The organism is Cutibacterium sp. KB22876 (genome assembly GCF_059728865.1).
The window spans coordinates 243124-267911 of sequence record NZ_AP040858.1 but is presented as its reverse complement, the minus strand read 5'-3'; the positions used below and the strand labels follow the sequence as shown (position 1 = coordinate 267911).

20 protein-coding genes and 5 pseudogenes are annotated in these 24788 nt (G+C 62.4%); 13 read left to right on the top strand and 12 right to left on the bottom strand.

The window, feature by feature from the left end:
- The first annotated feature begins 9 nt into the window (after positions 1-9).
- On the top strand, positions 10-522 hold the full coding sequence (nrdG, locus tag AC6I1W_RS01235; protein WP_284950892.1) for an anaerobic ribonucleoside-triphosphate reductase activating protein: 513 nt from the start codon (positions 10-12) through the stop codon (positions 520-522).
- On the opposite strand, the gene AC6I1W_RS01230 is transcribed toward nrdG, so the two are convergent.
- Both AC6I1W_RS01230 and AC6I1W_RS01225 read right to left on the bottom strand, forming a co-directional pair.
- Entirely contained in the window at positions 506-3097 is a 2592-nt protein-coding gene (locus tag AC6I1W_RS01230; protein ID WP_284950891.1) for a DEAD/DEAH box helicase, read from the bottom strand. The genes nrdG and AC6I1W_RS01230 overlap by 17 nt on opposite strands.
- Positions 3098-3354: 257 nt before the next feature.
- Positions 3355-3885 (bottom strand): Dps family protein, encoded by a 531-nt coding sequence (locus tag AC6I1W_RS01225; protein WP_021108007.1) that lies wholly within the window; start codon positions 3883-3885, stop codon positions 3355-3357.
- A 177-nt stretch (positions 3886-4062) separates the two neighbouring features.
- On the opposite strand from AC6I1W_RS01225, the gene AC6I1W_RS01220 reads away from it, so the two are divergent.
- Positions 4063-4740, top strand: a complete 678-nt coding sequence (locus tag AC6I1W_RS01220; RefSeq protein WP_284950890.1) for a bifunctional 4-hydroxy-2-oxoglutarate aldolase/2-dehydro-3-deoxy-phosphogluconate aldolase — start codon at positions 4063-4065, stop codon at positions 4738-4740.
- A 34-nt stretch (positions 4741-4774) separates the two neighbouring features.
- Here the strand turns inward: AC6I1W_RS01220 and AC6I1W_RS01215 are convergent, their stop codons facing one another.
- Positions 4775-5860: a hypothetical protein gene (locus tag AC6I1W_RS01215; protein WP_117189740.1), complete on the bottom strand. Its 1086-nt coding sequence runs from the start codon at positions 5858-5860 to the stop codon at positions 4775-4777.
- 96 nt (positions 5861-5956) lie between these two features.
- Here AC6I1W_RS01215 and pgi point away from each other — a divergent pair, with 96 nt between their 5' ends.
- Together pgi and AC6I1W_RS01205 are read left to right on the top strand one after the other, a co-directional pair.
- Positions 5957-7639 carry a glucose-6-phosphate isomerase gene (pgi, locus tag AC6I1W_RS01210; RefSeq protein ID WP_284950889.1) on the top strand — a complete coding sequence of 561 codons (1683 nt, stop codon included), beginning with the start codon at positions 5957-5959 and terminating at the stop codon, positions 7637-7639.
- Positions 7640-8129: 490 nt separating this feature from the next.
- Complete coding sequence (locus AC6I1W_RS01205; RefSeq protein WP_117189738.1) at positions 8130-8759, top strand: SanA/YdcF family protein; 630 nt, start codon at positions 8130-8132, stop codon at positions 8757-8759.
- Between the two features lie 103 nt (positions 8760-8862).
- Here AC6I1W_RS01205 and AC6I1W_RS01200 read toward each other — a convergent pair whose 3' ends face one another.
- Complete coding sequence (locus tag AC6I1W_RS01200) at positions 8863-9684, bottom strand: aldo/keto reductase (protein ID WP_004809545.1); 822 nt, start codon at positions 9682-9684, stop codon at positions 8863-8865.
- 156 nt (positions 9685-9840) lie between these two features.
- Between AC6I1W_RS01200 and argS the strand changes: the two genes are divergently transcribed.
- Positions 9841-11511 carry an arginine--tRNA ligase gene (argS, locus tag AC6I1W_RS01195; protein ID WP_462553551.1) on the top strand — a complete coding sequence of 557 codons (1671 nt, stop codon included), beginning with the start codon at positions 9841-9843 and terminating at the stop codon, positions 11509-11511.
- A 147-nt stretch (positions 11512-11658) separates the two neighbouring features.
- Here the strand turns inward: argS and AC6I1W_RS01190 are convergent, their stop codons facing one another.
- Positions 11659-12183: a hypothetical protein gene (locus tag AC6I1W_RS01190; protein WP_231128465.1), complete on the bottom strand. Its 525-nt coding sequence runs from the start codon at positions 12181-12183 to the stop codon at positions 11659-11661.
- Between the two features lie 578 nt (positions 12184-12761).
- Here AC6I1W_RS01190 and AC6I1W_RS01185 point away from each other — a divergent pair.
- The 7 genes and pseudogenes from AC6I1W_RS01185 (at position 12762) to arcC (ending at position 19502) form a co-directional block, all read left to right on the top strand.
- Positions 12762-14396: a polymorphic toxin-type HINT domain-containing protein gene (locus AC6I1W_RS01185; protein ID WP_497743513.1), complete on the top strand. Its 1635-nt coding sequence runs from the start codon at positions 12762-12764 to the stop codon at positions 14394-14396.
- A pseudogene (locus AC6I1W_RS01180) lies at positions 14353-15408 on the top strand (IS630 family transposase); the annotation flags it as partial. The gene AC6I1W_RS01185 and the pseudogene AC6I1W_RS01180, both read left to right, overlap by 44 nt.
- A gap of 27 nt (positions 15409-15435) precedes the next feature.
- Positions 15436-15681 (top strand): annotated as a pseudogene (locus AC6I1W_RS01175) (Tox-REase-5 domain-containing protein); the annotation flags it as partial.
- Positions 15682-15754: 73 nt separating this feature from the next.
- Positions 15755-16279, top strand: coding sequence for a hypothetical protein (locus AC6I1W_RS01170; protein WP_497743512.1), 525 nt, complete (start codon positions 15755-15757; stop codon positions 16277-16279).
- Positions 16280-16591: 312 nt separating this feature from the next.
- Positions 16592-17116, top strand: coding sequence for a hypothetical protein (locus AC6I1W_RS01165; RefSeq protein WP_237726232.1), 525 nt, complete (start codon positions 16592-16594; stop codon positions 17114-17116).
- Positions 17117-17541: 425 nt separating this feature from the next.
- Entirely contained in the window at positions 17542-18546 is a 1005-nt protein-coding gene (locus tag AC6I1W_RS01160; protein WP_117189735.1) for an ornithine carbamoyltransferase, read from the top strand.
- 23 nt (positions 18547-18569) lie between these two features.
- Positions 18570-19502, top strand: coding sequence for a carbamate kinase (gene arcC / locus AC6I1W_RS01155; RefSeq protein ID WP_493536912.1), 933 nt, complete (start codon positions 18570-18572; stop codon positions 19500-19502).
- 52 nt (positions 19503-19554) lie between these two features.
- On the opposite strand, the gene AC6I1W_RS01150 is transcribed toward arcC, so the two are convergent.
- Complete coding sequence (locus AC6I1W_RS01150) at positions 19555-20649, bottom strand: VanZ family protein (RefSeq protein ID WP_493536911.1); 1095 nt, start codon at positions 20647-20649, stop codon at positions 19555-19557.
- Between the two features lie 177 nt (positions 20650-20826).
- Here AC6I1W_RS01150 and ykgO point away from each other — a divergent pair, with 177 nt between their 5' ends.
- A complete protein-coding gene (gene ykgO, locus AC6I1W_RS01145) occupies positions 20827-20949 on the top strand; it encodes a type B 50S ribosomal protein L36 (protein ID WP_065673399.1) in 123 nt (40 codons plus the stop codon).
- Between the two features lie 82 nt (positions 20950-21031).
- Here ykgO and AC6I1W_RS01140 read toward each other — a convergent pair whose 3' ends face one another.
- The 6 genes and pseudogenes from AC6I1W_RS01140 to AC6I1W_RS01115 form a co-directional block, all read right to left on the bottom strand.
- A complete protein-coding gene (locus tag AC6I1W_RS01140; RefSeq protein ID WP_284950596.1) occupies positions 21032-21658 on the bottom strand; it encodes an RDD family protein in 627 nt (208 codons plus the stop codon).
- A gap of 194 nt (positions 21659-21852) precedes the next feature.
- On the bottom strand, positions 21853-22728 hold the full coding sequence (gene ppgK, locus AC6I1W_RS01135) for a polyphosphate--glucose phosphotransferase (RefSeq protein ID WP_419762710.1): 876 nt from the start codon (positions 22726-22728) through the stop codon (positions 21853-21855).
- A pseudogene (locus AC6I1W_RS01130) lies at positions 22725-23093 on the bottom strand (PH domain-containing protein); the annotation flags it as partial. The gene ppgK and the pseudogene AC6I1W_RS01130, both read right to left, overlap by 4 nt.
- 39 nt (positions 23094-23132) lie before the next feature.
- Positions 23133-23309, bottom strand: a pseudogene (locus tag AC6I1W_RS01125) (PH domain-containing protein); the annotation flags it as partial.
- Between the two features lie 162 nt (positions 23310-23471).
- Positions 23472-24134 (bottom strand): annotated as a pseudogene (locus AC6I1W_RS01120) (PH domain-containing protein); the annotation flags it as partial.
- 140 nt (positions 24135-24274) lie between these two features.
- The gene (locus AC6I1W_RS01115) at positions 24275-24643 is read right to left on the bottom strand and encodes a PH domain-containing protein (RefSeq protein ID WP_489687021.1); all 369 of its coding nucleotides are present in this window, start codon (positions 24641-24643) and stop codon (positions 24275-24277) included.
- Positions 24644-24788 lie beyond the last annotated feature (145 nt).

The following is a 24788-nucleotide window of genomic DNA, read 5'->3' as shown; positions in this document are numbered from 1 at the left end:
GGAGCGAGGATGAGGGTTGCCGGGATCGAGCCGGAGTCGATCGTCGATGGTCCCGGCATCCGCTTTACGGTCTTCGCGCAGGGATGCCCGCTGAAGTGTCCCGGATGCCAGAACCCTGGTACCTGGGATCCCTGCGGTGGCCAGGAGATCGACGTCGAGGAGATCATCACCGAGATGAGGTCGTCGTTGTTGGCGTCCGGATTGACGCTCTCGGGCGGTGAGGCGAGTCGTCAACCTGGAGATTGCGCGACGTTGTCCCGTGCTGCCCACGAAATGGGGTGGGACGTCTGGGCATGGTCCGGATTCACCATGGATGCCCTGCTGCGTCAGGCCCGTCACAACCCAGAGCTGGCCGAGATGCTGGACCAGGTGGACGTCCTGGTCGACGGACCTTTCCAGCTGGCACGACGCACCCTCACCCTGCCATGGCGGGGAAGCGGAAACCAGCGGATCATCGACGTCCCTGCGACCCTGCGCGAGGGGCGAGTGGTGGAGTGGGAATCCGTCAGTCCAGCCGGCTGAAGGCCCTTGTCCGAAGTACCAGGTCCTCGGCCTCGTCACACTCGTCGAGGTCGACGGTCGCGGTGATCGACCAGTCGTGGTTGCCGGCAGGGTCGTCGATGATCTGACGAACCAACCAGATCCGGGCGTCGCGGCGTCCCGACTCCTTCTCGATCATGAACAGACCGGGGGCGCGGGCGTCCGGGCCGTCGTTGATCTCGTCGTGCTCGTCCCAGTAGTCGCCCAGGGTGTCCTCCCAGGCATTGGTCGTCATGGCAGAACTGTCGGGCTCGAGGGCTCCCAGGGCCTCGAAGTCGTCGTCTGCGGCCAGGATCACCTTGCGGAACAAGGCATTGCGCACCATGACGGTGAAGGCCCGCTGGTTGGAGGTGAAGGTCCGTACCGGACGGACCTCTTCGGATTCCTCATCGACGGGATGGGTGAGTTCCTCCCACTCGTCGATGAGGGAGGAGTCGGTGGAGCGGACGACCTCGCCCAGCCAGGAGATGACGTCGGCAAGTTCCTCGGTCCGCTCGGACTCGGGGACTGTCTGACGCAGCGCACGGTAGGCGTCGGTCAGATAGCGCAGCACCAGACCCTCGCTGCGTTGCACCTTGTAATGGGCGCAGAACTCGCCGAAGGTCATGGCGCGTTCGTACATGTCGCGCACGACCGACTTGGGCTGCAGGGCGTCGGAGGGAATCCACGGGTGGCTTGGGGCGAAGATTTCGAACAAGGCGTCGAGGGTCTCCTCGAGCGGGCGTGGCCACTCGATCTCCTCGACGGCGGCCATCCGATCCTCGTAGTCGTAGCCGTCCTCCTTCATGCGTGCGATGGCCTCGCCACGCGCGGCATGCTGCTGGGCTATGAGGACGCTCATCGGATTGTCGAGGGTGGCCTCGATGACGCTGACGACGTCGAGGGCGTGAGTAGGGGACTCCGGGTCGAGGGTCGCGACGGCCTCGCTGGCGAAGGCCGACAGCGGCTGGTTGAGGGCGAAGTCATCCTGCAGGGCCTCGTTCATCGCGAATTTGCGGCCACCGGGGGTGGGCTCGTCGAGACGGTGGACGACCTCGGAGCGCAGCAGGGACAGCCCGATCTGCACGGCGCGACGGTAGAGGCGACGCCGCTCGGCGACGGCCGGGGTGGAGGAGTCGACGAGGTGCTGGACCGCCCGAGCGGTGTCCTCGTCACGCTGCAGCAGGTTGAGCAGCATCGCCTCGGTGATCCTCATCCGGGCGTGGAGGGTCTCCGGGGTGGACTCGATGAGTTTGGTGAAGGTTTCCTCGGAGTAGTTGACGAACCCCTCCGGTGGCTTGTGACGCTGCACCTTGCGACGCTTCTTGGGGTCGTCTCCGGCCTTGGCAAGGGCCTTCTCGTTGGCGATGACGTGCTCGGGTGCCTGGGCGACGACGTAGCCGACGGTGTCGAATCCGGCCCGACCCGCGCGACCGGCGATCTGGTGGAACTCACGGGACTTCAGGACTCGGGTGCGTCGACCGTCGAACTTCGTCAGGGAGGTGAACATGACGGTGCGGATCGGCACGTTGATGCCGACCCCGAGGGTGTCGGTGCCACAAATGACCTTGAGCTTGCCCTGTTGGGCGAGGGTTTCGACGAGGCGTCGGTACTTCGGAAGCATCCCGGCGTGGTGGACCCCGATGCCCGAGGTGATGAACTTGCGCACCGTCGAGCCGAATCCCTTGGAGAAGCGGAAGTCGGCGATCTCGGCGGCGATGGCATGACGCTCCTCGGTGCTCACCAACTTCATCGACGTCATGGACTGGGCGCGTTCCAGAGCCTGCTTCTGGGACGGATGGACGATGTAGACCGGGGCCTTCTGCTCCGCGACGAGCTCCTCGATGGCCTCGTGGTCGGGTTTCATTGACCAGGAGTACTGCAGCGGGACGGGGCGGACGACTCCGGTGATGACGCTGGTGGGGCGTCCAGTGATGGTGGTGAGGCCCTCGGACAGGTCGGTGACGTCACCGAGGGTTGCGCTCATGACGATCTGCTGGGCCTGCGGGAGTTCGGACAGCGGCACCTGCCAGGCCCAGCCCCGGTCGGGGTCGCCGATGAAGTGGAACTCGTCCATGACAACCTGGTCGACGTTGGCATGGCGACCCTCGCGCAGGGCGATGTTGGCAAGGATCTCGGCGGTGCAGCAGATGATGGGGGCATCGGAGTTGACGGAGGCGTCGCCGGTGACCATGCCGACATTGGTGGCTCCGAAGATCTCGCAGAGGCTGAAGAACTTCTCGCTGACGAGGGCTTTGATGGGGGCGGTGTAGTAGGAGCGTCCTCCCGCAGCCACGCAGGCGAAGTGGGCTGCGGTGGCGATGAGGGATTTCCCGGACCCGGTCGGGGTAGTGACGATGACGTGGTTGCCCGACAGGATCTCGAGGATCGCCTCCTCCTGGTGCTCGTACATGGAGATGCCGTCCCGGGCGACGGCTCGCTCGATGTGGTCCAGGGCCATGTCGGCGTCGAGAGGACGGGCACCGGGGGAGTCCCAGCCCGGTTGGCGCTCCCCGCGGTCGGTGGTGACCGGGGCACGACCGTCGACCATGTCGTCAAGGGCTTCGGCCAGGTGCACGGTGTCTCCTCGTATCGGGGCGGCCAGAACGGTTTCCAATGTAGTGGTGGGCTCGGACGTGACCGGTGTTGGTCGTGTTCGCCCGTGGTTGATTGGCTATTGCTGTCGTCCCAGCTGCGCCAGCTGTGTCTCACCCGCATGGATGGCCAGGACCGCTGATTCACACCCCCACATGACACACATCACCGCGGGCCCCGAGATCATTTCGGGGCCCGCGGTGTGTTGAACGATGGATTGTCTGGAAGAGAACCGACGAATCAGCGCGCGGACGGGGTGCGGGTCTCGGCGCTGATGAACCAGGCCTGCTGCTCGAGCTGTTGGATGAAGCCGTGCAGGATGTCGGCAGAGGTGGGATCCTCCTCGTCAATCTGGTCGTGGACCTCGCGCATGGTGCCGGTCACGGCCTCGATCGAAGCGGTGATGACCTTGATTGCGTCATGGGTCAGGACCTCTCCCTGGGGGGACTCAGGAAGGGTGGTGCTGGCAGCGACCACGGCGGGACGGCCGTCCGGGGAAGCGTGGAGCGCACGCATGCGCTCGGCCACCTCGTCGGCACCCTCGCGGGCGATCCCGACGACTTCGTCAAGGTTCAGGTGGAGGTCACGGAAGTTCGGGCCGACGATGTTCCAGTGGGCATGTTTGCCGACCAACTCCAGCGCGATGAAGTCGACGAGAACCTTCTGGAGGTTCGCGGAGAGGGTCTTGGAGGCCTTGAAGCCGGCCTCGGCGTTCTCGAGCTTGGTGGTGGTCTGCCCGGCAGGGGCTGGAACGTTCACGGTGTCAGCCATGCGAAATCTCCTTCGTTCATGGTGACCGAGTGACGGCCACCGGCGTACATGTGGGGAACAGTCACCGAACTTCAGTTATTCCACAGTGGACGAAAACCTGTCGGTACACCTGGACTCCAGGTGTCCTGTCGGGCGGTGGGCGCCGGGCCGACGCCGACATGCGGCATGATGTGACCCATGAGCGCAGAGACTGACGAGTCTGGTCCCATCGATGCCCCCAGCGATGGTCGGCTGGTGTTCCCGAACGAGGTGCTGTCGTCCAAGGTTATCGCTGTTCTGCCCGACGTTCCGGCATCGGATCTTATGGCCCCGATCGAGGCCATGATTCAGGAGAAGGTTCGCGTCTTCACCCTCCCCGTCGCCGACGCAGACCGCCGTCGCGCCGTGCTCAAGATCTACCGTCGTCGTGCCGTCATTGGTGTTCATGGCGTCATGGCCGTCGACGACGTCCAGGGCCTGGTTAATGACAGGGTTGCCTTCGCCCTCCCGGTGGCCGCCACTCTCGACCTGCTCGACGCCCTGCGTCAAGCTGGCATCCCAGCCGCCCCTGACGCCCTGACGCCCACTGAGGTCCGGGCCGCATGGGGTGCCGGAGCCGATGCCGTCCAGGTCGCCCCGGCTGACATGGGTTCTGCCAGTTACGGCGACATCCTCACCCGGATGGCACCCGGGGCTGCCCTCATCCCGCGCGGCGGAATCGGGTCCTACGCAATGCGTCGCTGGCTGGCAGCTGGTGCCCTGGCGGTCTGCCTGGACGACGTCCTCGTCGGGGATGCCTGCGAGGACGGAGTCGTCTCGGCGCTGCGAGAGCGCTGCCGTTCGGTTCTGCAGGTTGTCGCCGACGCGGACGCCTGATTCGTCTGACGCCTTGAGAACCCCGAGACGGCACTCATCCTCGGCGTCGGTCTGACCGATCCCAGTTCTCGAAGAGGGAATCGGCATCGTCATCGGTTTCAGGACGGCCCTTGTCCCGTCTGCCGTGATGGCGCGTGATTGATCCGACGAGAACCCCGAGTACCAGGACGCCGAGAACCGCTGCGAAGATCAGTAGTGGCTTGCGCCCGCCGAAGGAATCCAGAAGGTTGCGCTGCGCGACGGGGACTGGACTGGTGGACATCTGCGGAATCCGGCCGTCCTGCGACTCCCCGCTCTCGTCGGGAGTGAGAGCCGGTGTGGGAGACGGGGTTGGGGAGGCAGATGACGGTGTCGGAGTTGGAGTGGGGCTGGGGGTTGGAGTGGGCGTCGATGCGTTCACCTGAACCGTCAAGGTCTTCTGAGAGGTCCCATAACGGGAGTCGACGAGCTTGACTGTGATCGTGAAAGGCCCATTCGACACATCCAACGGCACCTGGATTGTGGCCTGGAAGTTGCCGTGCGGATCGGTGGGAGTGGTGAGAGCGGCATCGCCGTCATTGCCGAGCCAGATCGCCACCTGGCTGTCGGTGACGGGATGACGATGTGAAAGGGTCACCGTCCCGTTAACGTTGAGCAACGCTCCGGGAGCCGCCACCGTCGGTTTCACAGCCGCTGTCAGGACGGTGGCCTGCGGGGTGATCGAAAAGGTGCCGCGCGCCGATGCTGCCCCGACCCCTCCAGTACCATCGAACGTCGCGGACAGCTCATGGTCCCCGCCTTGGACCGAGGACGGAAGCCGCAAGGTACTGGACCAGGTGCCGTTGTTGTCCGTCACCGCGACGGCGAGCAGCTTCCCATCCACCACAAGATTGATGAGAGCACCTGAAACCAGTTGTCCGGTCTGGGTACGCAGGGTTCCCTTGGTCTTCACGGTGTCTGAGCGGTCGAGGGTCGCGCTCATCGACAGGTCGCCGGGTGGGGTGGCTCCCGGAGGAACGGCGTAGGCTGTTGACGTCGACCAGGGTGTTTGTATCGGACATGCCGATGGGGTCAGCATCGACATCATGGAGGCGACGAGAACCGACGTCAGGGCCAGAGCCCGACAATGCTTCGCGGTCACGCGTCCTCCTTCGGTCGATCGCGAACATGATAGGCGAGACCTCCTGGTGACAGGCGCCGATGACACGGGTTCCACCCCATCTCCTAGGCTGGGAACATGCAGACTCCCATTGATGCCACGAGGACTCCCGCTTGGGGAAAGCTCACTGATCTGAGGTCCACCTTCGTCGACGGGCCGCACAAGCTGCGCCGTTTGTTCGACGCTGATCCGAGGCGTGCCGAGCGCTACACCCTCGACGTCGCCGACCTGCACGTCGACCTGTCCAAGAATCTCCTCACGGACGAGATTCGTGACGCCCTTCTCGACCTGGCCGACCAGACCAAGGTCACCGAGCGTCGCGACGCCATGTACTCCGGAGAGCACATCAACGTCACCGAGGACCGCGCCGTCCTCCACACCGCCCTGCGTCGCCCGGAGTCCGACTCCCTCACCGTTGACGGTGGGGACGCCGTCGTCGACGTCCACGAGGTCCTCAAGAAGGTCTACGACTTCGCCGACAAGGTCCGTTCCGGGGAGTGGAAGGGAGTCACGGGCAAGCCGATCCGCACCGTCATCAACGTTGGCATCGGTGGTTCCGATCTCGGCCCCGTGATGGCCTACGAGGCCCTCAAACCCTACGTCCAGGAGGGCCTGGAGTGCCGTTTCATCTCCAACATCGATCCGACGGATGCCGCCGTCAAGACCGCTGATCTCGACCCCGAGACCACCCTGGTCATCATCGCCTCCAAGACCTTCACCACCCTCGAGACCCTGACCAACGCCCGGTGCGTGCGTGCCTGGCTGCTTGACGGTCTGGTCGCCGCCGGTGCCATCGAGGACACCGAGGAGGCCCGTCGCGTAGCTGTCGCCAAGCATTTCGTTGCTGTCTCGACCGCTCTGGACAAGGTCGAGGAGTTCGGCATCGACCCCGTCAACGCGTTCGGGTTCTGGAGCTGGGTCGGCGGCCGCTACTCGGTCGACTCGGCCGTCGGCACCTCGCTGGCCGTGGCCATCGGCCCGAAGGGATTCGAGGAGTTCCTGGCTGGCTTCCACGCCGTCGACGAGCACTTCACCGCTGCCGCACCGGAGCGGAACGTCCCGCTGCTCATGGGCATGTTGAACATCTGGTACGTCAACTTCTGGAAGGCCCACTCGCATGCCGTGCTGCCGTACGCCCAGTACCTGCACCGTTTCCCGGCGTACTTGCAGCAGCTGACCATGGAGTCCAACGGCAAGTCGGTGCGTTGGGACGGCTCGGCGGTGACCACAGATACTGGCGAGATCTTCTGGGGTGAGCCGGGAACCAACGGCCAGCACGCCTTCTATCAGCTCATCCACCAGGGCACCCGCCTCATTCCCGCCGACTTCATCGCGGTGGCCAACCCGGCTCACCCGGCCAGGGATGGCGAGACCGATGTCCACGAGCTGTTCCTCAGCAACTTCTTCGCCCAGACCGCTGCGTTGGCGTTCGGTAAGACTGCTGATGAGGTGCGCGCCGAGGGCACCGACGAGGCCATTGTGCCAGCGCGGGTCTTCCCTGGAGACCGTCCGACGACGTCGATCATGGCCTCCGAGCTGTCCCCGAAGGTCCTCGGAGAGCTCATCGCTTTGTACGAGCACATCACCTTCGTGCAGGGTGTCGTGTGGGGTATCGATTCCTTCGACCAGTGGGGTGTCGAGCTCGGCAAGAAGCTCGCCCTCCAGATCGCCCCGGCCGTTTCCGGTGACGAGAAGGCCCTGGAGTCCCAGGATTCCTCCACGGCCTCCCTGGTGACCTGGTACCGGGATCATCGGCGGTGATCACTGCGGGGTGGTGTTTGGCGGCAGGGATACCGTCAAACACCACCCTAAGAAACGCTGTACCTTCGTATAGGTCGTGAACGTTTCGTTCGATTTCTGGATCTCTCTGTAAAGGACTTTAACGCAACAGCTATGCTATACAGCATAGGGTGAACTAGATCGTCGTATGTTTATGAAAATTACTGCTGGGTTGCTAGCTGAAGAGAAGGTCTAGCGCGTGGATGTATTATCGATGTCGAGTGAGTCTTGGGTTATCTCGATATTGATCGTCGCCGTCGTTATTCTTGTGATCATTATTGGCCTTCTAGTGGCCATCCTCCGCAAAGGCGATAAGCGGTAGGGATAGCGACAGAGTTTTGGATAGGCGACGTGGTGCTTGTGGTGACTTCTTTGTGCTTCCCCGCACCATTGCAGTCGCTGGACACCGCGAGTGAAACACGGGTTATACAGTGGGAGTGTGAGTTCGTGCCGCCGACACCCGATTCGCACTGTGATCGTGTCGACATGCATTGCTGCCCTTGTTGCACTGCTGGGGCCTTGGGCGCTGGCTGGGGCACTGTCATACGGCAAGGTTCATGACGTCGCTGACACCGAACCGCGCGACGTCGCCATCGTCCTCGGTGCTCAGGTGCTGCCTTCGGGTACCCCGTCGGCCTATTTGCGAGGACGCCTTGATGTCGCCGCGAATCTTTACCGCAGCGGCAAGGCTAAGGTCATTCTGGTGTCCGGGGACAATCGAGAGACTCACTACAACGAGCCCAAGGTGATGAAGACGTACCTCGTCAGCAAGGGAGTTCCGGCGGCCAGGATCGTCGAGGACTTCGCTGGTCTCGACACCTACGACACCTGTGTTCGGGCTCGACGGATCTTCGGGGTCGACCGGGCCATCATGGTGACGCAGGACTACCACGAGATCCGTACCGTCGCGACGTGCCGGATGACCGGCCTGGATGCCACTGGCACCCCTGACCGCTCCCAGATTCACGACAAGGTGTGGTGGAAGGGATGGGCCCGCGAGTTCGGGGCGCGCGGAAAGATGATCATCGACGTCGTCTCCCACCGCGACCCGGTCCTGGGCAAGCCCGAGGACGGTGTGGAGAAAGCCCTCAAGGCAGCCTGACGCGGAACCGTCACATGCGGAACCGCCGCGCTGATAGGTCTACCAACGACAACGACGCGGGGACGAATCGTTCCCGCGTCGTCATGCTTCGCGTCGTGGCGGATCAGAAATCGGCGGTAGCCGGGTCCCCGCCAATGCGGTTGCCACGATCCAGACCGTCGATCGCGGCGATCTGATCGTCAGACAGCTCGAAGTCGAAGACGTCGAAGTTCTCGACGATGCGCGACGGGGTCACCGACTTCGGGAACACGATGTTGCCGATCTGCAGGTGCCATCGGATGACGACCTGAGCCGGGGACTTACCGGTCGCCCTGGAGATGTCGGCGAGCACCGGGGTGTCGAGGTCCTTCGACTGGCCGAGCGGGCTCCACGCCTCTGGGTTGATGCCGCGGTCAGCTAGCACCTTGCGGAAGCTCGCCTGGTTGAAGGACGGGTGCATCTCGATCTGGTCGACGCTCGGGGTGGCTCCCTCGATGGCGTCCAGGTGCTCGGTCTTGAAGTTGGAGACGCCGATGGAACGGGTCAGTCCCTCGGACTTGAACTCCTGCAGGGCATTCCAGGCTTCCACGTAGGCGTCACCGTACTTGACGTTGGCCGGCCAGTGGATGAGGTACAGATCGACGTGATCGAGGCCGAGCTTGGACAGGCTGGTCTCGATGGCCTTGCGGGCGTCGTCGGCGTGGTGGGCGTCATTCCACAGCTTGGTAGTGACGAAGAGGTCCTTGCGATCCAGGCCAGAGGCGGCGAGAGCACGACCAACCCCCTCCTCGTTGCCGTAGATGGCGGCAGTGTCGATGTGACGGAAACCGGCCTCCAGGGCGGTGCTGACAGCCTTTTCAGCCTCGTCGGCGGGAACCTGCCAGGTGCCGAAGCCGAGCTGGGGGATGGTAATTCCGTCGTTGAGGGTGATGGTGGGAACGCTCATGATCCTCCTTGCGATTCGGTGCTCGCGTGCTTGGTCACCAGGGACAACGTAGGAACCGTCTCATCTGTTCCCCGGCGCCACCGCCCATGCTGACCCCTCTCCAAGCCGCCTCGCGCCGGGTGGAGAAGCTGATCGACGCCGTGGGAGAATAGCGCTATGTCGTCTCTTCCTACTCAGCTCGCTGCCCGGATCCAGGCCGTCACCGGCACTGATCCTCAGTTGCGCCCCGCTACGAAGCCACAGTTCGGGCATTTCCAGTCCAACGTCGCACTGCGGCTGGCCAAGGAGGAAGGACGCCCGCCTCGCGACGTCGCTGCCGATATCGTCGCCAAGCTCGATGTCGAGGACCTGTGCGAGACCCCTGACATTGCCGGCCCGGGGTTCATCAACCTGCGTCTGCGTTCCGACGTGCTGGCCCGCGTCGCATCCGATCTCATCACCGACCCTGACGTCGGTATTGCCCAGGTTGAGCAGCCGCAGCGCGTCGTCATTGATTACTCGGCCCCCAACGTCGCCAAGCAGATGCACGTCGGTCACCTGCGTTCGACCATCATTGGTGACTGCTTCAACCGGGTGCTCAGCTCTCAGGGCCACACCGTCATCCCGCAGAACCACCTGGGTGACTGGGGCACCCAGTTCGGCATGCTCGTCGAGTACATCGTCGAGAACCGGATGGACGTCTCCGAGTTCGACCTGCCCGAGGTCGAGCAGCTCTACAAGGACTCCAAGAAGACCTTCGACGCCGACCCGGAGTTTGCCGACCGCGCCCGTCGTCGTGTCGTCAAGCTGCAGAGTGGCGACGAGGAGACCCTGCGCATCTGGCGCACCCTCATTGACGTTTCTCTAGAAGGGTTCAACGTCAACTACGCCCGCCTGTCGGTGTTGCTAACTGACGAGGACCTCGCCGGTGAATCCACCTACAACGACGACCTGCCGAGGGTCGTCGACGAGCTTGAGGCCGACGGCCTGGCTGTCGAGGACAACGGTGCCCTGTGCGTTTTCGTCGAGGGCCAGGACGCCCCGATGATCGTCCGAAAGAACGACGGCGGTTTTGGTTACGACGCCACCGACCTTGCGGCCATCCGTCGCCGGGTCGGCAAGCTCAAGGCCGATCGCATCATCTACGTCACCGACGTCCGTCAGAGCCACCACTTCGAGGTGCTGTTCAAGGTCGCTCGGATGGCTGAGTTCCTGCCCGACGATGTCGAGGCCCAGCACGTTGGCTACGGGATGGTTCTTGGCCCCGACGGTCGTCCGTTCAAGACTCGCGACGGGGGAACGGTCAGCCTGGCCAGTCTGCTCGACGAGGCTGAGACCCACGCTGCGCCGAATATCGCCTTGGCCGCCATCAAGTACGCCGACTTGTCGACCGGGTTGCAGAAGGACTACGTGTTCGACGCCGAGCGTATGGTGCAGACCACTGGTGATACCGGCCCGTACTTGCAGTACGCCCACGCCCGCGTCTCCCAGATCCTGCGCAAGGCGGCTGCCGAGGCGAACCCGAACGTCGACCCCGAGGCCGACCTGGAGTCCATGGTGTGGGGTCGCATCAGCGTTCTCGACGAGCCGGCCGAGCAGCAGCTGGCCCTGCTGTTGTCGCGCTTCGGTGAGGTTGTCGAGGTCGTCGCCAACGACCTGACCCCGCACAAGTTGTGCACCTACCTCTACGAGCTGGCTGGCGCCTATTCAGTCTTCTACGAGCAGTGTCCGGTGCTTCGTAGTACCGGTGAGGTGCGCGGGTCCCGCCTGGCTCTGTGCGCCGCCACCCGTCGAGTCTTGGGGCGCGGTCTGGACTTGTTGGGTATTGACGCTCCCGACCGAATGTGATCATTGTACGTTCTGACGATGTGAATGCCGCGGCCCATTGTGGCCGCGGCATTCACGTTTGCGGTGCGGTGGGAAAAGGTATGTATTGCGCGGTATATGGGCTTTTCACAGATGAGGGTGTCGAGGCCCTCAATCCGCGAGTACCTGCTAGTCCTCCTCGGGGCGAGCGAAGAACACTCCCTCCGCTGTGGTACGTATGACCCGCGCCGCCCGCACAAAATCTGGATACGAATCATATATGTCTCGACGCGCATAGTTCACCGCTGACACAAGAGCATCGTCGTCAATCATCGGCTCCGCTTTCGCGTTCCCGCAGTTGACATACTCAGGCGAAAAAATGCGACAGGCCATCTCTGTCATCATCATGGCCACATCCTCATCATTCTCGTCCACATTGGCCGGTGATCTCCCCATTGCCACAAGGCGAAACAAATTCTTCTGCTTGGCGTACTCATCCGCGCTGACGTCCACGCGGAGATGACCCTGCGGGGCCCAGATAGAGGCGATACCCCCGTCGGCCACGAGACTTCGGACCAACTCATGCTCGGTAGCCAATTGTGTGGCTAACGCCGCCCGTTTCGAGTCTGCGGTGAATCGCCATTCGCTCAACTCAGGATAAAAACCACCCACCTGGCTACACCACTCAACCACGCGCGCAGCAACATCCTCCATCCCCGGAGAAGATGGCCGCCAAGCACACTCTAGTGACCACATCAAAGATCATCTCCTTTTCACGGAAACGTGATTATCGAATACAAGGATATGACTGATCTTAATCTTCATAGGAACCAACCGACGCGCCGCCTCAGCAGCCGTCAGCCCGGCCTGCGATCTGCAGCTCATAGGCGCGAGAATCCGCGGGTCGATATTGCGAGTGCAATGGTGGATAACGCCCGCAGTATTGGGTGGGCATACTCGATCAAGTCGCGCATAGGAGTTGAGCCCTCACACTGTTCCCAGGGGGTAGTGTGAGGGCTCAGCTACGCAAGGTCCATCTCATCGTCGGGCTTGGAACTCCTTGTACGGCAGAGCACGTGTCCATCCGTGATTGGCGCCAGACGTACAGGCGGTCCAAGGGCCGATGATGGGCAATAACAAAAGGCGTCGACGGTCCAGCGGGCCGCCGACGCCGAGTAGCGTGAGGTGCGTCGCTCAGGCGCTGCCGCCAGCAGTGAAGATGTCGCGAGAGATCTTCTCCAACTGGGCACGCAACTCCTCGAGTTCCTGCTGGGCCTTGTCAAGGGCGGACTTTGGATTCGATCACGCAGATCAACCATGACGGCGACAAGGTCGCCGCGCAGACACAGCGGCTGTGGGTCGACGCGCTGGGTGAGCTTGCTCGCGTCGATCAGGACAGCGTGTGGTGGGACTCGTCGTCGTTCATGCCGACGCTGGTCCAGTACGGGGCGCGCTCGGTGGTTACCGAGGCTGGTATCACTGGCATGGTCGATGGCCCTGACGCCTCGTGGCTTCCGCCGCAGTGGTCGGCGCGTGACCACGGCGGCAACCCGATGGATCCGTGGGCGGTCGCGACGAACGTGGGGGTGTCTGCTCAGGGGTCGTTGCTGGTCCAGGGCATGGAGTGGATGCAGGCGCGTGTCTATGATCCGGCCACGCGTGGGTTTTTGTCGACTGATCCGTTGCCGGGTGTGGCTGGTGCCGGCTGGTCGGGTAATCCGTATGCGTTTGCCGGTAATGATCCGGTTAATTTTTCTGACCCGTTAGGGCTTCGCCCGCTCACTGATGAAGATCTTAAGGGTTATCGCGATGCGGCCCGGTCTCCGTTGGCCAAGGCTGCCGATGCTGCTGGTGGCTGGTTGAAGAACAACTGGGAATACGTTGCTGGTGGCGCGATGGTTGCTGCCGGTGGTGTGCTCATGGCCACGGGTGTGGGCGGGCCGCTGGGCGGTGTCTTGCTGGGTGCTGGTATCGACACGATCGCGCAGAAAGCTACCACGGGGTCTGTCACGTGGGGCGAGGTTGCGGTCTCGGGTGCTGCCGGCCTGGTCGGTGGCGGGTTGGGGGCTGCAGCTGGCAAGTGGGCCGCCGGTAAGGCGGCGACGTGTCTGGGTAAGAACGTGGTTTCTGGTCTGACGGAAGGTGCTATCGACGGTGGTATCGGCCAGGCTGGGGCCTACTGGGCCGGCCCTGGCCCCCATACCCTGCGTGGCGGTTTGAAGGCTGTGGCGGTCGGTGCTGCTGGTGGGGGCCTGGTGGGTGGTGGCGCGGGTGCCCTGTCCACGGTGACCGATGTGTCCCGGCACGGCTGTTTCGTGGCCGGTACCCAGGTGTTGATGGCTGATGGCACCTCGAAGAACATCGAAGATGTTGTTGCCGGTGACATGGTCGCCGCGTACAACCCGGAAACGGGCCAGGCTGAGCCCGGTGAGGTCACTGACACCTACATTCATGACCAGGTCGCGACCTGGCAGGTGACGACTGAGTCGGGCACGGTGACCACCACCGCCGTGCACCCGTTCTACGTCGAGGGTAAGGGCTGGGTCGAGGCCCAGGATCTACGTGCCGGCGACCAGCTCTACGACGAGACTGGTAGTCTCGTGACGGTCGTGTCGATCCAGGCCACCGGCGAGATCGCCACGGTCTACAACGTCACAGTCAAAGACCTGCACGACTACTACGTAGCCGCCGACAGCAGCTGGGTCCTAGCACACAACGGAACCGCTACCGGTTGTGGTCTCGGTGGGCCTGGGGAGTGGGGGCCATCGAAGAATCACGGCAGTGCGAATGCTCGAGCCTATGAGTTGCAGATCACGGGTCGGCCTGAAGGCTACTGCGGCGTGTCGTTAGTTCTTGAATGGTTGTGGTTTGGGAGAATCGGTCATGGCCAATTCTCCTGCCCCGGCGTTGGGTCTTCGTGTGGGTGATCGTGAGCGTCTGGAGTCGTTGACGCGGTCGCGAACGGCGGAGGCGGGTGCGGTGCTGCGGGCCAGGATCGTGCTCGCTGCCGCGGACGGCGTTGCGAACGACCGGATCGCCGAGCAGCTACAGGTGTCGAAGAACACGGTGCTGGCCTGGCGGCGTCGTTATGGCGAGCGGGGCATGGCCGGGTTGGCCGATGCGCCCCGCTCGGGCAGGCCCCGGCAGCTGGACCACCGCCAGATCGTGGCCACGACATTGAAGCCCCCGCCGAAGAAGTACGGGGTGACGCACTGGTCGAGCCGGCTGCTCGCTGCTCATCTGGGGGTGGGGAATGCGACGATCGCCCGTGCATGGCGCGAATACGGGGTCCAGCCGTGGCGCAGCGGCACGTTCAAGTTCTCCACTGACCCTGAGTTGGTGGCCAAGGTCACCGACGTCGTCGGGCTCTATCTGGCGCCACCGGAGAATGCTGTGGTGTTGTGCGTGGACGAGAAGTCCCAGATCCAGGCCCTGGACCGCACCCAGAAGACCTTGCCGATGCAGCCCACCCAGATCGAGCGTCGCACCCATGACTACGTGCGCCACGGCACGACCACCTTGTTCGCGGCGTTGGACATCGCCACCGGGCACGTGACCGGTGCCTGCAAACCCCGCCACCGACACCAAGAGTTCCTGGCGTTCTTGAAGCAAGTCGCCCGTGCCTATCCCGACCAGCAGCTGCACTTGGTGATGGACAACTACGCCACCCACAAACGCGTCGAGGTCCGTGACTGGCTCGCCGCCAACCCGCGGATCCACGTCCACTTCACCCCCACCAGCGGCTCATGGCTGAACCTGGTCGAGGTCTGGTTCGGGATCATCGACAAGCAAGCCATCCGCCGCGGAGTGTTCCCGTCGGTCAAGGACCTCAACGCGAAGATCCGGGCCTTCGTCAACGGCTGGAACGACCGCTGCCACCCCTTCGTCTGGACCAAAACCGCCAACGAAATCCTCACCAAAGCCAACCGTCCAACAACTTCAAACACGGGGCACTACTATGTCAATGGTGTCGAGTTTGACGGTTTCCAGAATGGAGAACTCCTTGATGCCAAGGGGCTCGGATATGCGAACCTAATACCCGCGAAGTGGAGTACGGCTGCTAAACAGCTCAGGGAAACGGCCCGGCGCCAGCTAAAGGCGGCGGGGTCAACGCCCATCCATTGGATATTTGCCGAAGAAGAGGCTGCTCGGGAGGCGCGTGAGATCATTTCTGCGAAGATTAATATCAGTCATGTGCCTTGTATTCGGTAGTTTCGTTGTTGTGAGCAGGAGATGATGTGTGATGTGGTCATTGAGGTGTGGTTGGCGGCCGTCTTCGTGGGAGATGGAGGATGTTGCTGCGCGTGTGGTTGAGTGGTGTAGCCAGGTGGGTGGTTTTTATCCTGGGTTGAGTGAATGGCGATTTACTGCAGGTTCGAAGCGGGCGGCGTTGGCCACACCAGTGGTGACCGAGCACGAGTTGGTCCGACGTCTCGTGGCCGACGGGGGCTTGGCCTCTATCTGGGCCCCGCAGGGTGATCTCAGCGTGGACGTCAGCGCGGATGATTATGACAAGCGGAAGAATTTGTTTCGCTTTGTGGCAATGGGGAGCTTACCGGGTGCCGTGGACGAGGATGATGAGGGTGTGGCCATGGCGATGGCGGAGATGGTCTGTCGTATTTTTTCGCCTGAGTATGTCAACTGCGGGAAAGAGGAATTGGAGTTGATGCTTGACGGCCGTGCTCTTGTGTCAGCGGTGAACTATGCGCGGCGCGGCAGATATGATTCGTATCCGGATTTTGTGCGGGCGGCGCGGGTCATACGCACGACAGCGGAGGGAGTGTTCTTCGCTCGCCCCGACAATGACTAACAAGTACTCGCGGAGTGAGGGCCTCGACCTGTCTTGAGCCCACAGAGGCCATTGCGACAATCATCGTTTCGGCGCGGTGACCGTCCCTGCTCGCTGCTCGGCTGCGAAAAGTTCCTCATGATTCGACCGTGAGAAGTCGTTATCTCAGGTGGATATTTACCGAAGACAGGGCTGTTTCAGAGGTGCGTCGGCTGGGTCCTGCGAAGATTAAGATCAGTCATGTCCCTTGTATTCGGTAGTTTCGTTTGTGTGAACAGGAGATGATGTGTGATGTGGTCATTGAGGTGTGCGTGGCAGCTATCTTCTCCGAGAATGGAGGAGATCGCTGCACGTGTGGTTGCCTGGTGTAACCAGGTGGGTAGTCTTTATCCTGAGTTGAGCGAATGGCGATTCACTGCAGACTCGAAGCGGGCAGTGTTGGCCACACCAGTGGCTATTGAGCAAGAGTTGGTCCGACGTCTCGTGGCCGAAGGAGGCTTCGCCTCTATCTGGGCCCCGCGGGGTGATCTCAACGTTCACCTCGACTTGGATACTTATGCGGAGCGGGAGGACCTGTTTCGCCTTGTGGCAATGGGAAGCTTACCGGGCGTCGTGGACGAGGACGATGAGGATGTGGCCATGATGATGACAGAGATGGCCTGTCGCATTTTTTCGCCTGAGTATGTCAACTGCGGGAGGGCGGACTTGGGGCCGAGGCTTCTAGACGGTTCTATTTTATCGGCGGTGAACTATGCGCCGCGGGACGCATATGATTCGTATCCGGATTTTGTGCGGGCGGCGCGGGTCATCCGTACCACAGCGGAGGGAGTGTTCTTCGCTCGCCCCGACAATGACTAACGGTCTATGAATCGCCCCGGGATGTCCGGAGATTCTGAGCTTTCGGAAGGTTGGAGTCATGGCAGGCAATACGAACGAGCGCTATCCCGCTGAGCTGAGGGCCCGGGCGGTGCGGATTATATTACGAGACCTGCCCGAACTATGACAGAGATTGGCCGCCCGTGTGTCTCGGTGGCGCCGGACCGGTTGTGGGTTGGCTGGCCGGGACCGAGTTGATCAAAACCCGGGGCAGTCCAATGCGTGTGGAGGTGGTTCATTCGTCCCGCCGTTCGATCCCACCCAGGAACGGACTCAATAATGACTGTTGGGGAGTTTTGTACTCCTGCCCGTGGCGCGATCGGATTGAGGCTTAGACTGAGCATCAACACAATGTCAGCGTCTGGACGAATTACCGCTCAGACAAGTTTGGGAAAGGATGGATTGTCGTGGCATTCAATTTGAAGAGTCGTCATTTGTTGTCGCTGGCACATCACAGCACCGAAGAGATCGAATTCCTTGTCCGACTCGCTGCGCAGCTCAAAGAGGCCAAATACTCCGGGACCGAGCAGCCCATGCTCGAGGGGAAGAACATCGCTTTGATCTTCGAGAAGGCGTCGACGCGGACTCGGTGTGCGTTCGAGGTGGCGGCCCATGATCAGGGTGCGCATGTGACGTACCTCGGCCCGAGCGGATCCCACATCGGTCACAAGGAGTCCATGAAGGACACTGCCCGAGTGCTGGGACGCATGTATGACGGCATCGAGTACCGCGGATTCCACCAATCCGTCGTGGAGGAGTTGGCCGAGTACGCTGGCGTCCCCGTCTTCAACGGCCTGACCGACGAGTTCCACCCCACTCAGATGCTCGCCGACGCCCTGACCATGCTGGAGCACGCTCACAAGCCCTTCCATCAGATCAAGTTCGCCTACGTCGGTGACGGCCGCAACAACATGGGCCGTTCCCTTTTGTTGCTGGGCGCCAAGCTCGGCATGGACGTCAGGATCGGAGCCCCGGAGGGTCTGCAGCCTGACTCGGAACTCGTCGAGCAGTGCCAGGAGTGGGCTGAGGAGTCCGGTGGCAAGGTGCTCGTCACGGCATCTGCTGAGGAAGCCGTCCGTGACGTGGACTTTATTCACACCGATGTGTGGGTGTCGATGGGCGAGCCGGTGGAGAGTTGGGGGGAGAGGGTTGACACCCTCATGCCGTTCCAGATCAACGATGACCTCGTCGCGGCTGCCAACAACCCACGCGTCAAGGTCATGCACTGTCTGCCGGCATTCCACAACAGTGAGACGACGGTGGGTGCCGAGATCGCTGAGACCTACCCGCAGCTGGCCAATGGCATCGAGGTCACCGAGTCGGTCTTCGAGTCCCCGGCGTGCATCGCCTTTGACCAGGCGGAGAACCGCATGCACACCATCAAAGCGGTCATGGTCGCCTCCCTGGCTTGACGGTGGGACGGGAGGAAGAACCCATGAGAATCTTGGTTGCATTGGGCGGCAATGCTCTGCTGCGACGTGGTCAACCCATGACGGCAGAGAATCAGCGCGCCAATGTGAGGATTGCGGCTGAGCGGATCAAGGAGGTCGCCGTCGACCATGAGGTCGTCGTGGCTCACGGCAACGGCCCCCAGGTGGGGCTGCTGGCCTTGCAGTCGACGGCCTACCAGGAAGTCGGCATCTATCCGTTGGACGTGCTGGGCGCAGAGTCCCAGGCCATGATCGGTTACATGATCGAGCAGGAGCTCGGCAATGTCATGCCCAAGGAGCAACAGATCGTCACCATGATCACGATGACGGTCGTCGACGCCGATGATCCAGCCTTCGACAACCCCACCAAACCGATCGGTCCGGTCTACGACAAGGAGACTGCCGAAAAGTTGGCAGCCGAGAAGGGGTGGTCCATCGCCGCTGACGGTGAGTATTTCCGCCGGGTGGTGGCCTCCCCGCAGCCGCGCAACATTGTCGAGCAGAAGGCCATCCGTCAGCTGGTCGATTCCGGTGTCCTCGTCGTGTGTGCTGGTGGCGGTGGCATTCCCTGCGTGTTCGATGAACAGGGCAACCTTCACGGCGTTGAGGCTGTCATCGACAAAGACTTGGCTTCGGCTGAGTTGGCGGTACGAGCTGAGGCTGATCTGCTCGTCATTGCCACCGACGTTGACGGCGTCTACGAGAACTGGGGCACCCCCGATCAGGCGTTCATCAAGGAGATGCGCGCTGAGGACGCCCTGAATGCGAGGTTTGCGGCGGGGTCGATGGGGCCGAAGGTACGGGCAGCCTGCAATTTCGCCCTGGCTACCGGAAAGCGTGCCGTCATTGGCTCCCTTGAGGACATTCGCGGGCTTGTTGACGGCACCTGTGGGACGGCGATCGTCTCTGACTCACCCGGAGACGTCGAGCTTCACTGATCAGTTCACGCACGAGTGCCGCAGACGTGGATGTCTGCGGCACTCGTGACAATTATGGACGTTCCTCGATGGTTCGGGCGTCGACGAGGTTGAGTCTCATGATCTTTCCGATCAGGCCACGCGCAGTAAACAACACCGAGATGGCCTCGACGACCAGGACGGTTGTTCCGATAGTCGCCAGGATGCTGAATCTGGTGTTGGCGAGCTGGGAGCACATGAAGGCCACACCGATGACGAGGCTGTGACGTCGGCCTGCGGGTAGTCCACGGGGTGTGGTCCAGGCCAGGTGGGCCGTCCCCATCCCGGGAGAGACGCCGAGGCGTCCAGCCATGGCAATGATGACGTAGACGAGGTTGAGAGCCGCGAGAAGCGGTGTCCCGCAGGTTTCCATGGCGTCTTCGGCGGCAGTCTTGTTCTCGGGGTTGTTGTAGAGCAGGACCATGCCGATCGCGGCTGTGATGCCCATGGCTGCGATGTCGATGAGGACGACCCACCAGACGTCAATGAGGAGGGCGAGGAACCGCCGTCCTTTGGTGACTGCGCGCGACTTGTCGGCTTGCTTCTCCATCTTCTCGGGGGTTTGCGAGAAGTGTGGGGCAAAAGTCGTGGTGAGGACGCCGAAGATGCCGCCAAGGGTGTTGGTGATGAGGTCGTTGATGTCAGCGACGCGGTATTGGCAGTTGGATATGAACCAGTTTCCGGTGTACTGGGTGAGCTCGATGACTAGGGAGGTTCCGAAGCCGAACAGCACCGCGCTCCAGGGGCGCATCCGGAGCAGTCGGACTGCGTAGAAGCCCAGTGGAAGGAAGAGGGCGACGTTGAGCACCATTTGCATCATCGAGGAGCTGGTGAGCACCTCCATGACGGGTGCACCGGCGAAGTGGTGGGCCATGTCACGGAAGTACTCGGTGGGATCGAGGATGAAGTGACGCGGATGGGATGCGCAGTATTCATCGGACAGTGGCGGCACTGGGAAGATCGTGTAGGCGATGAGCGCGCTGACATACACGAAGTTGGTGAAGATCAGCACCATCCGTCCGAGAGAGGGTGCGCCGAAGCGCCTGAACTGGTGGATGAGCACGGGGACGAACGCGACGACGCTGATGCCTACGCCAATGAGCACCGAGATGAGTGATTTTTCGAGCATGGGGCCTTCCGATGATGAGCGATGGTCAATATTGCAGGTCGAGGTGTCGTCGCGCATCCTCCTGCGGGACGAAAACCGAGTCCGACATGGGTTATGGCCTAAGGCTCGAGTTGATGAGGCTGATATGGTAATGAGAACCAGTCTCAGAAATACTCGAGTACGACGAACAGGAAGATTATGAAGGTCAGGAACTCCTTGCGAGCCCTCAAGAATCAGCCCGGCTCCCAGGTGGTGCGCCGCCGTGGCCGCGTTTATGTCATCAACAAGAAGACCCCGCGGATGAAGGCTCGTCAGGGCTGAAACGGTGCAGGTACCCCGGCGACGGCCGGAAATGAGTGATCGCCCGTCTCAATCTGAGGCGGGTGATCACTGTGTCACGACATTATTGCGCGCGTGTCGTGGTGGCCTTCGTGTCGACGAGATGAAGATGCATGACCTTGGCTATGATGCCCCGCTCGTCCCACAGCACCGAGACGGCCTCAAGGAACAGGATGATGATGCCGATCGACGCGAACATGCCAACCCATGTCTTGCCGAGAACCGAGAGGATGAAGGCCGCACCGATGACGGAGGTGTGAACTCGTCCAGACGGGTGCCCATCCGCGTCAACCCACGCGAGATGCATGGAGTCGGTTCCCGGTGAGAAACCGAAGCGTCCTACCAACGAGACGATGGCGTAACCGATACTGATGGCCAGGAGGAGTGCGGTGCCGATCGGTTTGGTGGCCGACTCGATGGCCGGCTTGTGAGCGATATCGCTGAGCTCGTACAGCGCGGTGCCGGCCACGAAGAGGCCCCATCCGATCCCGTTGAGGGCGCCCACGCACAGCGCATCGATGAGCAGGGCGCAGAATCGCCGCCCCCGTGTTGCCGGCCTGGACTCACCTGCGCTCCCTGTGAGGCTTAACGACTTGCGCTCCTTGCGAGTTTTGATGATGAGGGTAGGGATAAGGAGGACCACGAGAATGGCGATGGCAATGAGACCAAGCATGAGCTGTTGGTGGGTCATGATGTCCTTCCTTGTCATGGGGGCGATGACCGGTATGGCATCCACCCTGCCAAAGGTGCGGGTCATCAGACATCGTGCTGTGGTACCAAAAGCGAGTGGTACACGGGTTTGACTGTATCGGTGCCAGGAGACACAACGATCGCCCATCCTTTCCGGATAGGCGATCGTGGCTGTGATGCAGGATTACTGAGACCTCAGTCGTCGTCATTGGCCTCTTTGGCAGCCTCGACGACAGCCTCCTCGGTGACATCGGGGTGCTCCAAGCGCCACTGAGCCTGCCAGGCCGCGCCGATGATGCCAGCCCGGTTGAACAGCTGGGCCGGGACGATCGGGGTCTCCAACTTGAGGTACTTGAAGAACTTCTCGTGATCCTTGGAAACGCCACCTCCGACGACGAAGAGGTCGGGGGAGAAGAGCATCTCGACGACCTCGTAGTAACGCTGCAGGCGCTTGGTCGCCCAATCCTTGTAGGACATCTTCTTGCGGTCCTTGACCGAGGAGGCGGCGCGCTTCTCGGCGTCATGGCCGTCGATCTCGAGATGGCCGAGCTCGGTGTTCGGCAGCAGGATGCCATTGTTGATGACAGCAGACCCGATGCCAGTGCCCAGGGTGGTGAGGATGACGACGCCCGGGACACCCTTGGCTGCACCGTAGTGGACCTCACCCAGGCCAGCGGCGTCTGCGTCGTTGAGGACGGTCACGGGGCGGCCGAGGGCCTCACTGATGTAGTCCTCGGCGTGCAGGCCGGCCCACCCCTGGTCGAGGTTGGAGATGAAGGGGATGACGCCGTGGCGTGCCGGGGCGGGGAAGGAGATGCCAACCGGTCCGTCGCCAATGGTGGGGGCGAAGTTGTCGACGATCTCGCGCAGCACGGCGACGACGTTCTTCGGGGACGACTTACCAGGGGTGGGGATGCGAAGTCGCGGTTCGGCAAAGTCTCCGATGTCGAGGTCAACCGGGGCTCCCTTGATCCCGGAGCCGCCAACGTCAATTCCCAGCACGTTGTTCATGGTTGACAAGCGTAGTGGTTGCCAGTGGGAGGAGTGGTGGCGCAGAGGGCAGATGGCTATTGACCGTGAGCGGTATTGGCGGTGGAGTCCGTTCTGACGCCGTGGGGTCGAGCCGGGATGTCGGGCGACCTTGCACCGATGGGTTCGTCGGAGGAGACAGCAGGTGCGGTCGCCGGGTGCTCCGTCGGGGACAGCTCTCGAGCGCGTGCGGCACGGGTGCGGTCCATCTGCCCCATGACGAAGGTCCGGGCATCAGAGGCGTCGAGGTGGGAACACGACACCGTCACCGGACCCGACGAGGTGTGCACGTAGACGTCAGCGAGGCCCAGTCGACGCTGCAGCGGCCCCTGTGCCAGCCGTACTGACTGCGATCGGGCATGCGGGACGATGCTCAGGGTGCGGTTGAACAGCCCCTTTCGGGTCACGACGACCTCGTCGTCAAACCCCCAGGCAAGGACCTTCCGGTCAAACCAGCGGAACCACCGGGCACGTTTCGGAATGCCGTTGAGGCGCACCGAATACAGCCGAAACCCCGGCCACAGTGCGTCGAGGGCGGCGCGAACCTGCTCGTGGTCACCAATGGGCAGCAGAACCGTTGACTGTTCGACATCCGACAGCCCGGCACCGCCGAGCACCGTCATTGTGATACGAGAGACTCCGAGTGGACGCCACAGCAGCGGAGTAGACACCTCCACTGCCTGCACCCTGCGTACCGGAACAGTGCGCGTCGTCAGGCTGGTGAGACCGTGGACAGCTTTGAGCGCACCTGCCGACCTCAGCAGACGGAACTTCCACGCGGCGTCGAGCTGCTTCCACACCACACCGACCATGGACAGCAGCAACGCAAGGATGGCGGCAATGCCGAGAGGCTGATGATCGACGACGCTGAAAACGATCGACGCGATGAGAGCCAGTACTTGGAACACGAAGGTCATTGACAAGAACCCGGCGATGAGGGCTCGCTTGGCGGTGACGTTGACGATTTCGTGCTCGTCGCGGCGCTGGTCCCACCATTGAGATCCGACGCCGTCACCTACCGCATCAGTATGAGACTGAGCGATCTCGTGGCGTGCCCGCGAGATGAGCAGGTCGCGCAACTCATAGGCCTCGCCGCGTTTCAGGAACTCGATCTTCTTGGAGTTGGATGCGCCGACGTCGATGTTGAGGCTTGCCAGACCGACGATCCGGGCGGCAAAGGGCTGGACGACGTCGATTCCCTGAATCTTGGACAAGGCCAGCCGGTCGGATTCGTGGGTGATGAAGCGGTGCTCGATGCGCACCTCGTCCTCGTCGATGTGGAACCTCGTGGTCGCCCACACGAAGGCTCCCACAATGACCTGCAGGATCGCCACGACGACGATGATGCTTCCGCCGATTCCCAGTTCGCGGACGGACAATGACCGCAGGTCCTTGCCGTCCTCGAGCAACTGCTTGAACAGGATGAAGGCTGCGGCTGCGATGACCATCCAGCCACGCACCAGCGGGGTTGCCCAATGGGGGCGTCTCTCCAGCGTTCTCTCGGGTTCGGGCTGGGGTTGCTCGATTACCGGGGCGGGCGGAATGGTGATGTCGCGTCGATCCCCGTCGAGGGGTCGTTCCTGCGGGGTCACAGGGCCGCGTCCTTCTCCTCGGCCATCTCCGTGATTCGGTCGCGCAGGGCCTGGGCTTCCCCGGCTGGCAAACCGTCAAGCGAGGCGTTGGTCGCCATGGCAGCGGTGACCAGTTCCACCGAGGCCACGCCCCAGTGGCGGTCGACGGGGCCAGCCTTGATTTCAACGGCCTGCATTCTGCCGTAGGGAACGATGACCATGTGACGGAACCACGGCCCGGAACGGATGCACAGGTCGCTTCCGCGTTCGCACCAGCCCATGGCTGCGACGACGGCTGGCATCCGCGAGAATCGCCATCCGGTGAAGGCCAGGCCGACGACCGCCGCGATGACACCGGCCCACCAGGTGACGAAGATCCCCAGCACGACGGCGAGGGCGACCGTCAGGATGCCCCAGGTCAGACAGACCATGAGCCTCTTGACGGTCACGAATTTCGGGGAGACCGGATGCCATTCGCCTCCGGGAGGGCTGAAGAGTTCGTCCACGTCATAGGACCCTAACAAGGGATGA